The following is a 12,140-nucleotide window of genomic DNA, read 5'->3' as shown; positions in this document are numbered from 1 at the left end:
ATGCGCTAAGATAAAACAGTGATAAAGGAGTATCCGCAAAAATGCCAAATCAAACGTTTCATCTACCTGTCATTCAGACTAACTATGCTCGAATCCTAGTCGAAGTCTTTGCTGACTATGGCTTGGACAAGCATAAGCTACTTAGTGACGCTGGCTTACCTGCGGACTTATTCCAAACTGAGAGCGACTACATTCCGTCTGAATCGATAAAACGTTTAATTCATCTCACTTCTTCTCAACTTGGCGTAACGAAATTCACCGACTTACTGGTGTTAGTCTTTCGTCGCCGCGTTATACCCAATGTCTTGCATCAGTTTGTGCCATTTCAAACCATCGGCGATTCAATGCAGCACATTGATGAAATCTTCAGTTTAGACTCACCTGGCAGTAACGTTTCTTTCGAAACCCATCATGGCCACGCCTGGTTCTGTCGTTTCTCAGAACAAAAAGACACTCAAATCGCGGATTGGTCTGAAGCGTTTGCCGTGATTTACATTATCGAACTCATCAGCATTTTGACCAAAACCGCTTGGTACCCAAACAAGGTACGCCTGCAAGGCAGCCACAGTGATATCGTAAAAAGTGTTGTTCCTAGCCAGTGCCAGATATTTGTGGGTCAAGAGAAGACCGGTGTTTACATTCCCGCGGACATTCTTAACGTACCAATCCAAATATCGGACTCACAGTTAGGCGCTGAACCAAGTCAGATTCAGTGGCATACCAGTTTTACCGATAGCGTGTTTGAACTCCTGCGCCCTTATGTGCGTGAGCGTAATTTGTCGATAGAAGAAGCGGCTCAGTTGCTGAGCTATTCTGTTCGAACCTTTCAAAGAAAGTTAAAGAATGAAGGGACTTCTTTCCGACATATTAAAGAGTCATTGATGTTCTCTGTTTCTTGCGAATTGATGGAAGAAGGACACTCTCTCACCTATATATCCAATCAACTTGGTTACACCAGTATTTCGCACTTTTCGCGCGCCTTTAAAAGAGTGTCCGGGTTATCTCCTAAAGTGTATAAACAGTCTATTGCGCTGAACGCATCCAGCACTTCGTGACGTTATACTGCTCAGTCCATTTGAGGCTTGGTACTTGGTAATTGTTTGAGCTTGGCCTGCATCAGTGTTGCGAGGTCTATTTCATCACACAGCACTTCCACGTCCTGAACTCGAAAGTAAACAATCATACGTTACCCTCAATTGAAAACGTGGGGCTATTATGCCGTGGCGTAAACCAAGTTATTTACCATTTTACGCCACCCGACCACATTCCAATCTCAATATTTGAAGTCTCAAATTAGAGTAGTTCGCCCACTTTGCACAATTTTTACAATAAGAAGAAATTAAGTGGTTTGTTCATTGCCTTTTACTTCTCAGTCCCGCTTCCATATTAGCTTTTATCTAATTTTCAATAACATACCGTATTAGTTAGCCCAAATATCGTTTTTGTCGGCCAATGGATAACGCTCTATCTATTGGTCAAGCCGAATGTTCATCAGTTTGAAGCTGAGCAGCCTTTTGTTGCAAAACGTATACGCGGGATTGTAATCACGTTTTGTATCACTACAATTCCAAACCAAATGAATAAAGAAACGTTTGTATGCCGAAATTAAATTTAGACAGCGCAAGGAATAGCTCTGCACTCTCTGATAATGAAACCTGCGGAAAAGTACAATCGGCATTAGAACCGAAATACCACAAGCCAGAAAAGAAACTTTGCCTCAGTGCGGGTCTGACGGAAAAGCACATTGAACGCCGTTGGAAAGTACTCGAATCCATGACGGACAAAGATCTTCTTCTGGATCCTTTCACACAATCGCATTTCGACCAATACGCCAACAACATTGAACACTTTATTGGTACGGTTAACGTCCCTGTCGGTGTTGCTGGGCCTCTACGTATTAACGGCTTGTTCGCGAATGACGACTACCTAGTACCACTCGCAACAACAGAAGCCGCGCTCGTTGCCTCTTATAACCGCGGCGCGAACTTGATTACCGCAGCTGGTGGCGCAAGTACGCTTTTGATCAGCGAAGGCGTGAGTCGTACTCCGGTGTTTGGTTTCCAATCACTTGCAGAAGCAGCGCAGTTCGTCAGTTGGGTGGTGACTCAATACGATATCTTCCGTAAAGAAGCGGAATCCACCACCACGCACGGCAAGCTGAAAGACATCAACGTTAACATCGAAGGCAATCATGTTTACTTAGTGTTTGAATACGTAACGGGCGACGCGTCTGGCCAGAACATGGTGACCATCGCGACACACAAAGTCTTCCATTACATTCTTGAACACAGTCCAGTCGCGCCGGCTGATGCTTACCTTGACGGCAACTTGTCTGGTGATAAAAAAGCCAACGCCCACACTTTACGATCTGTTCGCGGTAAAAAAGTCTCAGCTGAAGTGACGATTCCTGCAGCTTTGGTCGAGAAATACCTGCACACCACACCAGAGGCGATGGTGAAATTTGGCAAAATGAATACTGTTGGTGGATTGCTAAGTGGCACTATCGGTATTAATGCACACTACGCCAATGCCCTCACCGCTTTGTACATCGCCTGCGGACAAGATGCAGCGTGCGTTGCAGAATCTGCGGTTGGTATTACTAGAATGGATGTGGATTCTCACGGCAACCTGTATACCTCTGTAACTTTGCCAAACATCATGGTTGGCACCGTTGGTGGCGGTACTGGCCTACCAACTCAGAAAGCGTGTTTGGATATCCTTGGCTTGCACGGCAATGGCAAAGCAAAGGCGTTAGCAGAAGTCGCTGCAGGTTTATGCTTGGCAGGTGAGCTTTCCATTGTTGGTGCATTCTGTGCCGATCATTTTTCTAGAGCGCATCACAAGCTAGCGAGAAAATAAACCGTTCAGCCTAAACCGTTAAAAACCAAAAGCCGCGCACTCGTGTTAATACAATGAGTGAGCGGCTTTTTAGTTTAAGCTCTTGTGCTTATTTCGTTATCGATGCTGCAAGCAACTTGGCTATTTTACTCAGGTTGCGGTGGTATGTATAAATCCACAGTATCGACAAAATACGTACTCCACATTTCGTTCATACTTGTATCTGAGTACTCGTCAAAGATAATAACGGCAGCGCCATATTCACCTTTGAAGTAAGGCGCAATCAAACGGACAAAATCGTCTCCTTTGCTTAACCTTAAGTAACCTTCTGAGGTGATACTCCAATCCCAACCGAGGTTTTCAGTATTGCCATCGGCTTTCCAAGTCTCGCGATCGGCCATACCACCTTCATAGATATCCCAGAACCGAACTTCGACTCCGTTTCCTTTGCGTCTCGTCAGTCTTGAATCGACAACGTCATCCGCCGTTAATGGTTGAAGTCCACCACAGTTTGTCAGCTCTGTCGCCAACAACGCGGCATTGACTGATTCACCAGTCGCATTGACCTCGCAGTAATCGTAACCCTCACTGCGGCTCACGCCACGGATAGACTCACCAATGACTCGCAACCAGATCGCTTGTTCAGACAGTCCTTCTTCGAGCCAACCGTCGACGAGTTCGTCTAAGTCTTCAATATAAGGACCGACGTATTCAGGATAACCTGTGTAATTGTCGTTGATCAGAGTACTGTATTTTTGTCCACCATCATTAAAGGTGTAGTCATACCCTTCAATTGCAAAGTGTTGCCATTCAACATGAGTACGAATATCTGTCTCTGACCAATAGGTTTTCACTTCGTCCCAACGGTTGAACATCATACCATCGCCATTCTCATCAACTTTCTTGACCGCGTTAGCTTCATCGAGAATATATTTGCCACCAACACTCGTTTCGATTTTCTGACCGTCGTCGTTGGCACCCTTGGTATAGGTATATTCTTCCCAATAATTGACTTGGTATTCGAAGCTAACTGAACCATCCCAGTTCCAAACCGGGCCTGCTTTCGTGTATGACTCGGAGCCATCGGCATTGTTCATACTTGTTGTCGTTTCATTAACTGAACCGTCTGCATCCCAGTCATGCATGATGACTTCTTTGTTCCCACCATCCACATAGTCCCATCGCTCACGAACTTGCGCATAGGTGGCCGCTTCTAGCGGAACTGCAGCGTCTAGGTCGTACTCTTTAAATTCACGAGATTCGTAATCATAATCCGCCGTTGTTTCTTCTACCTCAACCATGGTTTGAAGTAAGTCCACACCAGACATATCGCCGGCCATGACCGCTTCTGCAAACAAATCCACCGTGCTGTAACTTAACTCACGTTCTGAATCATCCGTAGTGACGCTGTCACCACCAGAATCGGCAGGATTGGATTCATCAACGTAACGGGTAAATTCCCACTGACCGCGAGTCTCCCCCTCATCTGCGACACCGACATCATATACATGGCTGGTAAAATCAAACTCGCCATCGAAGTTCAAGTCTGCTTTAAACGTAATCTTGGCCGTGAAGGTACCGTCATCGAGGTTCTGCACCGCTTCCTCTGTAAATGTACTGAACACCGTTTTTACGCCGGCTCGTTCATAATACTCTGTAGCCGTGGCTTGATAGGTCAATGTGTTCGCGGTTTCATCGACGATCTCCGTTTCACTGCCTTCGACCGTGAAGTCTAATGAGATATCCATGTTGTCCGGCGTACCGTAGTAACTGTCTGTATACGAGTAATGGGTCACCTTACCGTCGGGGTATTCATCTTCTAGCTCTTCGGCAACTCGCTCATCCGATACGCGCTCGTCGACTTTACTTTCAGCTAGTTCGAGAATTTCGCCTGTGTCGCCTTCAGCGATAAAATCACCCATCAAACGGTCTTTAAGTTCTTCATCGGTCAAGGTGCTATCTTCGAGCTCTTCTTTTAACTCGTCGACTGCATCGTCAATTGCTTGGTTCACCAGGCTCCCAAGCGAAACAAGCAGCGCTGCTATTTCCTCATCACTCAACTCATCGAGGTTTTGATCTTCCAGAACGGCGCTTACTCGAGATGTCAGCTCTTCATGAACTTGGGTAGTAAAAGGGTTGATGACCTGACCATCGAGTTCACCGTCTTCAAGATCATCAAAGTCGGCTTGTGTTAAAGGTGGCATCCCAAGAACAATGGCGTGCCCATCTTCAGCATCTTCAAAGACTTTCTCTGCTTCATTGGCAGCGATTTTCTGCTCTAACTCTTCCATCGTAGTTGGGGGTTCAGTCCCGACATCGACAGAGTCGTTCGTTAACTGAGCCAAAATCGGCACACCCACTAAGGCGTCCTTTTGTGCTTCTGAAATTTGAAATGAATATGTACCATCAAGACCAGTGTTTGCCTGAGGTTCATCGGCATCTGGCTCACCATCTCTATCGATGTCCATCCAGACTAAGGCGTTATAGATGTACCCATCCACGACGGTACCATTAAGTGTGTACGTTTGACTGGCGCTCTCATCATTGTCATCACTGCCACACGCAGCGACCGTAGATGCAATAACAACAGCGAGCATAGTTTTGCGAGCTTCCATGTGTGCTCTCCTATCCAACATTTATGGTGCAGCTATTACCTCTCCTCTTTACTAGCTGCGGATTGAACCGTGTCGAACTTATCGACCCGGTAAATGTTAGTTACTGATCGCATTTGTTTGTGTAATTTATGTACAATCGTGAGCTCATTCACGCTTTATGCAACTTAATTAATAAATCGATCAGTAAAGTAAACACTCTGGCATGTTTTTTTTATCTATTTTCTTTAAAGGCTCAATTCAACCAAACTAAGTGATATATCAACAAGCCAACCATTGAGTGTTCGAATGATAAAAACAGGCAAAACATGAAAGCTTGCTTAAAAATTTCATAATTAATTTGAAGTTTAACAAGGCAGTTTTGGCGCTTATCTATCAGATATTTATCAAACCAAACGTGAGCCTACATTTTTGAATCCAGATTATTTTCTGAGAAATCATACTTTGTTAGTGAATTTTCCCGTCTATACTCCGCTCTGCAGCTGCTTGATTTCGTTACTTTATTTTACAGCTCACTATGAGCTTCATTTTACTCCCGTTAAATGGATTTAAGTCGTTCCTTTGGGTAAGCGAGTTAACTATGAGACGTCAGAAACAGAATGAGATTTCTTGTTGGGTGCTAGGTTTTGTTGCCATGCTGTTGTTTTTTGTAGGACCAGTATCGGCGGACGAAGACGATCCAGATCTACCAACTGCACGCTTTCTATATCAAACCACATTTGGTCCCACTCCTGCTTTGATCGACCAAATAAACCAAACCAATTACGAGGAATGGATTACAGAACAAATACTTCTCCCTCCTACTTATCACAGTGATCTTTACTTCACGTCTTTTAGTAAAGGGGCACAAGCAAACCGAGAAAACGCTTGGTATCAAATAGTCCTCACTTCCGAAGATCAACTCAGACAAAGAATGGCCTTTGCTCTTAGCCAAGTTCTTGTTGTATCCCGATATGGCGGCCTACTCGGTAGCAAGCCGGAAAGTCTGGTCAATTATTATGACTTACTGGTCGAAAATGCCTTTGGCAACTATCGTGACTTGTTGCTAAAAACCGCTATGCACCCTGCCATGGGAAACTATTTGTCGATGATGGGAAGCGCAAAAGCAAACGCGGCGACAGGCGCACTTCCAGATGAAAACTTTGCTCGTGAATTGATGCAACTGTTCACCATCGGTTTGTATCAATTGAACTTAGACGGCAGCGTCAAATACGATTTAGAAACTGGGCATGCGCTCGCGACCTACACGCAAACAGACATACAAGAACTCGCACGCGCGCTGACGGGTTGGAACAAGTCAGACACCGCGTTTGTTAAGCCTATGCGCGTGATTAAAAACCGCCACGACACTGGTGAAAAACACGTACTCGGAAGCAAGATACCTGCGGGACTGACCGCCGAAGAGGAACTGGAACGTGTCATTGATATTTTGATGAGTCACGACAATATCGGGCCGTTTGTCTCTAAACTGCTCATCCAACGCTTTGTGACCTCTAATCCAACACCTGAATACATTGCAAGAGTCGCAACCGTGTTCAATAACAATGGCAATGATGTGAAGGGTGATTTGAATGCTGTCATTCGAGCGATCTTACTTGATGACGAGGCTCGCGGAAAAAAATCCATTCGCCCAATAAAAGTAAAAGAGCCAATCTTGGTGCTCACCAATTTCCATCGCGCGGCGGGCTTTACACTCGACGCTGCACGATACGATGGCGCGGTATCCTTGATGAACATCGCCAATCAAGGACCATTAAGGTCACCCTCTGTGTTTAACTTCTATTCACCCGATTATCAGCCTTCAGCCGACTTTGTGTTTACCGGAATGGTTTCGCCTGAGTACGAACTATTGGATTGGTCGGTATATACAGAGTTGGTTAACTTCATGCTTTACAGCGTCCGTAAAGGTTCTAGCTCTACTTACTCATTGGATATGACTGAGTTGTACGAGTTGCTTGATGATCATGAGGCATTGGTTGAGGCCATCGATGTGCGTTTCTTTGCGGGCACGGCTTCTCCGCAGCTAAAACAAATCATGCACAACGCACTCAACAAATACAAAACCAATTATGTTCCCACCACCAAACTTGCCTTAGTGATTTTCACCGCGATTTCTGGCAGCGAATTCTACATTCAAAATTAGGAGCGACTTATGAAACTTTCACGACGCAATTTTATGAAAAGTACGGCTTCTTTGGGTGCTATGGCTTCCGTGGGTTTACCAGGTTATGCAATGGCTTCACAAACCAATGATTTTCGTGCGCTTATCTGTGTGTATTTGTCTGGCGGTAATGATGCTATTAATACTTTCCTACCCTTATCCGACTTCCATTACGACCAATACGCCAATGTGAGAGGCAAACTCTCTGTTGCCAAAAACAGCATTATACCTATTGGGTTAAATGCCACAGACAACCAAGGCAATACGGTACCCTTGGGTATGCATCCAAAGTTAGCGCGACTGTCTGAAATGTTCGATAACGGTGATGCCACTGTCGTTCTTAACAGTGGTGTCCTTGAGCAACCCATGACGAAACAGATGATTGAATCTGGTGAGGTTACTTTGCCTGATCAGCTTTTTTCTCACAACTCGCAAAGCAACACCTTAATGCGAGGCGGCATGAACACTTTCACAAACCTAGGCTGGGCAGGAAGAATGCTTGATGTCATGAGCTCACACTCAGAGATTACGCCGCTGTACAGTGTTCATGGTGATTCCTTGTGGTTACGTTCACTTGAACACCGACAAACCGTGCTTAAGAAAGACCGAGCTGTTCAGCTGAGCGCGATTGGCAACCCACTTTACAAAGAGGTCTATGACCAACTCTTGGCGACTTCTCCTAATAATCCATTCAGTGGCCACTTTAATCTGATGGTTGATGAGTCTATGACCATGAGCGGCGTATTAGCAGAGCAACTGCACAATGTAGAAGATGCACCGCTGTTTTCCTCTACCACGCTCGGGAAGCAAATGCAGACGGTCTACAAATTGATTGCGAGCCAAAGCCACTTGAATCAACAGCAACAAGTGTTCTTCGTTAAACATACTGGTTATGACGTTCATGATTCGCAACTGTCGAAACACCCTGCATTATTAGGAGACTTGGCGACAAACCTGTTTGCCATGTATCGAGCAATCGATGCACTTGGAATGCGTGACAATGTCACTACATTTACCATGTCTGACTTTGGCCGCCGCATGACAAACAACGGTAACGGTACAGACCACGGTTGGGGCGGACATCAGTTTATTATGGGTGGCGCGGTTAACGGGTCGAAGCCAATTGGAACATGGCCTGAATTGGTATTGGATGGCGAAGATGATTACTCGAAAGGACGTTTGATTCCGAAAATCGGTACTGATCAAGTGGGTGCAACGCTAGCTCAATGGATGGGCATTACCGATGGCGCAGCGTTGGATTACGTGTTCCCTAACATTCGAAACTTCTCTTCATCAAATCTCGGCTTTATGTCGTAACGCCTTAACGCGTGCGAGATAAGCACAAAAAAGGGAGCACTGTGCTCCCTTTCGCTTATTATTTGTTTTGACCAGTTAGCCGCTAGCGCTAGTTATGCGTCTTCACCACGTGGGCGTTCATTACAAAGCTTAATAGCACGCTCTAGTAGCTCAAGTGCAGACTTGTCACTCTCAGGTAACGCAGCATCGCTTTCAGCAATAGGCGTTACGCGGTCACCCCACTTCAACACAGCTGCACCCCATGTTAGGCCAGCACCGAACGCTGCTAATAACATGTTGTCGCCTGGCTTAACACGACCTTGTTCTAGCGCTTCACACAATGCGATTGGCACCGTCGCTGCCGAAGTGTTGCCGTAGTTTTGGATGTTCACAAACGCTTTTTCTTGTGGGATACCAGAAAGGTCACACAGTGTTTGGATGATACGAATGTTTGCTTGGTGCGGGATTACCACGTCGATTTGATCTGTGGTTAGTTCTGAAGCTTTCAGAACCGTTTTCGCCGCTAGACCCATGCCTTTTACGGCGCGTTTGAAGATCTCTTGACCTACAAAGTTGAAGTCCCAGTAACCGTTGTCTTCCGCAAAGCGATCCATGCATGTACCAAACTTAGGTACGGATAGGATGTCGCGCCCTTTTGCATCACAACCAATTTGCGATTGCAGTAGACCAGTTTCTTGTTCTGTACGAGTCAGAACAACGGCCCCTGCACCATCGCCGAACAGTACAGCAGTATCGCGCATTGCCCAGTCGATGTAGAAAGAAAGACGCTCAGCACCAATAATGATTGCGTTTCTGTAGTTGCCCGATTGAATCAAACGTGTGCCTGTTTCTAGGCCGTATACGAAGCCAGTACATGCCGCGTTTAAATCGAATGCAGCAGCAGAGCGAATACCAAGGTTTTGCTGAACCTTAGAAGCAATGTTTGGAATAAGAGAATCAGGAGAGCATGTCGCAACAATGATTAGGTCGATGTCACTCGCTTCTACACCTGCACGAGCCATCGCGTGTTGCGCGGCTACCGTTGCCATGTCAGACGTGTTTACGTGGCTGATGCGACGGTTTTCAATACCAGTACGGGTGCGAATCCATTCATCTGAAGTTTCAAGGAAAGTGCTAAGGTCATCGTTAGAGAGCGTGGCTGGTGGAAGACATTTTCCCCAACCGGTAATTTCAGCGTAGTAATTTGTCATCGCAGACCTATTTATTGTTGTATTTTAATGAAATTTCTTAGAACCTGTTCGGGTCCAAATACAGACTTGCCGTCTTATAATTCGGCAGGCTAAAAAATAAGTATACAAATTATGAGGCTGACTGGTAAGTCATGTTTTCATCAAGTTGTCATAAAGGAAGAAGTCATGTCATCGTTTAAAACTCGTTGCCCGTCTTGTGGCGGTTTAAATCGTGTCCCTAATGAGCGAGTTGCAGAAGCTGCAAGTTGCGGTAAATGCAAAAACGCCCTGTTTGATGGTGCACCGATAGAAGGTACTGTCGATAACTTCTCGGCGCTGCTAGAAAGTAACACGCCAGTTGTGGTGGATTTTGGCACCATGGTGCAATCCATGTGTTGGTTTTGCGCCGGTTTTCTCGGATGTGGCACAAGAACAGACCGGAAACGCTCGTTTTGTCAAGATTGATACCGAAGCGCAACAGCAGCTTGCCGCTCAATTTGGTATTCGTAGCATCCCAACCATTATGGTTTTCAAGAATGGCCAGCGCGTGGATATGATCAACGGCGCCCTACCGAAGACTCAATTCGATCAGTGGTTAAATCAAGCACTTAGCAAATAATCCCTTCCGCCAGCCTCGCTTACAGGCTGGCGTTTTTATGCAGCATTTCCCCATAGAATTTCGATAAATTTCTTTTGTCGAAACGACTCAAATATATCGTTTTACTTGCCTATTAATTAGCCTCATATTCGCGCCGAATAACCCCTGATTTTTACTTAACTTATAGGCGCAAAACATTGGAAAACACAGCCATTCCTGCAGCATCACCACGAGTCACAGTTCCTGTCGTAGCACTGTCTCTTTATGCAGTGGCGTCAGGCTATTTGATGAGCTTGATCCCTCTTATGCTTGGTGAATACAACATCTCTGCTGATTACGCGAGTTGGTTGGCGAGTGTGTTCTATGGCGGTCTATTGATCGGCGCAATGTTCTTTGAACGTATCGTTCGCAGCGTTGGTCACCGTAAAGCGTTTGTAGGTAGCTTAGCTGCATTCTCACTAACGATCATCGTACTGCCTATTATCCCCAACGGCATGGTATGGCTTGTCGCACGTTTTATCGCAGGTATTGCGGTCGCTGGCGTATTTGTCATTGTTGAATCATGGCTAATGTCTGGTGATGAAGCATCACGCGCTAAACGCTTGAGCCTGTACATGCTGTCACTATACGGTGGTTCTGCACTGGGCCAGTTTGGTATCGGTATCCTTGGTGTGAGCGGCGGTGTTCCTTTTATTGCCATCACAACACTGATCTTAATGGCGATGCTAGTGCTACTGTTCATCGATTGTGAACAACCAAACAGCCATGAATCGACTGCACTGTCGTTTAAACAGATTTCTAAACTAAGCCACGCTGCGATCATTGGTTGTGTAGTGTCTGGTCTTACTTTAGGTGCGATTTACGGTTTGATGCCTGTTGAGCTTGCAAACCGCAAAATCAGCCACCAAGACATTGGCACTCTAATGGCGCTAGTGATCCTAGGCGGCATGCTGGTTCAACCAATGGTGACAACCTTAAACAAGTACATGGCGCGTACAGTGCTAATGGCGTTCTTCTGTATCCTTGGTATTTTCTCTATCGGTCTGACCTTCGTTTCTTCGTCAGCGGTAGTATTGGCAGCGGCACTGTTCCTATTGGGCATGGCAACATTCGCACTATACCCAATTGCGATTAATCTGGGTTGTGAAGGTTTGGACGAGCGTTTCATCGTGTCTGCAACACAAGTCATGCTGTTCAGCTACAGCGTTGGCTCGGTAGCAGGTCCAGTGGTTGCTGATAAGTTCATGGGTCAAATGCACGGCTTGTTGGGCTACTTGTTCGCAGCATTACTTGCAACTTGCATCTACATGCTAATCGCAGCAACCAAGTCAAAACATCAAATGGCAGCGGGTTTGTAATTCAAGCCTTTCCAAAAAGACAAACAAAAACGAGGGTCAATGCCCTCGTTTTTTTGTTTCTGAATTCTCTACTTTCTCGATCATTAG

The 12,140-nt window shown here is 45.7% G+C and carries 7 protein-coding genes and 2 pseudogenes; 7 read left to right on the top strand and 2 right to left on the bottom strand.

From position 1 onward, the window contains the following. Positions 1 to 41 precede the first annotated feature (41 nt). Positions 42 to 1,055 (top strand): AraC family transcriptional regulator, encoded by a 1,014-nt coding sequence (locus KJB05_RS23045; RefSeq protein ID WP_005435268.1) that lies wholly within the window; start codon positions 42 to 44, stop codon positions 1,053 to 1,055. A 541-nt stretch (positions 1,056 to 1,596) separates the two neighbouring features. Further along, positions 1,597 to 2,859, top strand: a complete 1,263-nt coding sequence (locus tag KJB05_RS23040; protein WP_208444749.1) for a hydroxymethylglutaryl-CoA reductase — start codon at positions 1,597 to 1,599, stop codon at positions 2,857 to 2,859. A gap of 125 nt (positions 2,860 to 2,984) precedes the next feature. Here the strand turns inward: KJB05_RS23040 and KJB05_RS23035 are convergent, their stop codons facing one another. After that, entirely contained in the window at positions 2,985 to 5,453 is a 2,469-nt protein-coding gene (locus KJB05_RS23035; protein ID WP_208444748.1) for a hypothetical protein, read from the bottom strand. A 577-nt stretch (positions 5,454 to 6,030) separates the two neighbouring features. Between KJB05_RS23035 and KJB05_RS23030 the strand changes: the two genes are divergently transcribed. The 3 genes and pseudogenes from KJB05_RS23030 (at position 6,031) to KJB05_RS23025 (ending at position 8,928) form a co-directional block, all read left to right on the top strand. Next, positions 6,031 to 7,593: a DUF1800 domain-containing protein gene (locus KJB05_RS23030; RefSeq protein WP_208444747.1), complete on the top strand. Its 1,563-nt coding sequence runs from the start codon at positions 6,031 to 6,033 to the stop codon at positions 7,591 to 7,593. Further along, positions 7,575 to 7,673 (top strand): annotated as a pseudogene (locus KJB05_RS28985) (hypothetical protein); the annotation flags it as partial. The gene KJB05_RS23030 and the pseudogene KJB05_RS28985, both read left to right, overlap by 19 nt. After that, on the top strand, positions 7,654 to 8,928 hold the full coding sequence (locus KJB05_RS23025; protein WP_348542168.1) for a DUF1501 domain-containing protein: 1,275 nt from the start codon (positions 7,654 to 7,656) through the stop codon (positions 8,926 to 8,928). The pseudogene KJB05_RS28985 and the gene KJB05_RS23025, both read left to right, overlap by 20 nt. 92 nt (positions 8,929 to 9,020) lie before the next feature. Here the strand turns inward: KJB05_RS23025 and KJB05_RS23020 are convergent, their stop codons facing one another. Then, complete coding sequence (locus KJB05_RS23020; protein WP_009705353.1) at positions 9,021 to 10,118, bottom strand: ketoacyl-ACP synthase III; 1,098 nt, start codon at positions 10,116 to 10,118, stop codon at positions 9,021 to 9,023. A gap of 165 nt (positions 10,119 to 10,283) precedes the next feature. On the opposite strand from KJB05_RS23020, the pseudogene trxC reads away from it, so the two are divergent. Further along, positions 10,284 to 10,716 (top strand): annotated as a pseudogene (gene trxC, locus KJB05_RS23015) (thioredoxin TrxC). A gap of 176 nt (positions 10,717 to 10,892) precedes the next feature. Further along, the gene (locus KJB05_RS23010; protein WP_199454974.1) at positions 10,893 to 12,053 is read left to right on the top strand and encodes an MFS transporter; all 1,161 of its coding nucleotides are present in this window, start codon (positions 10,893 to 10,895) and stop codon (positions 12,051 to 12,053) included. The last annotated feature ends 87 nt before the right edge of the window (positions 12,054 to 12,140 follow it).

Source organism: Vibrio sp. B1ASS3 (assembly GCF_905175355.1).
Lineage (GTDB): Bacteria > Pseudomonadota > Gammaproteobacteria > Enterobacterales > Vibrionaceae > Vibrio > Vibrio owensii.
This window is presented reverse-complemented; position numbering and strand designations above follow the sequence as displayed.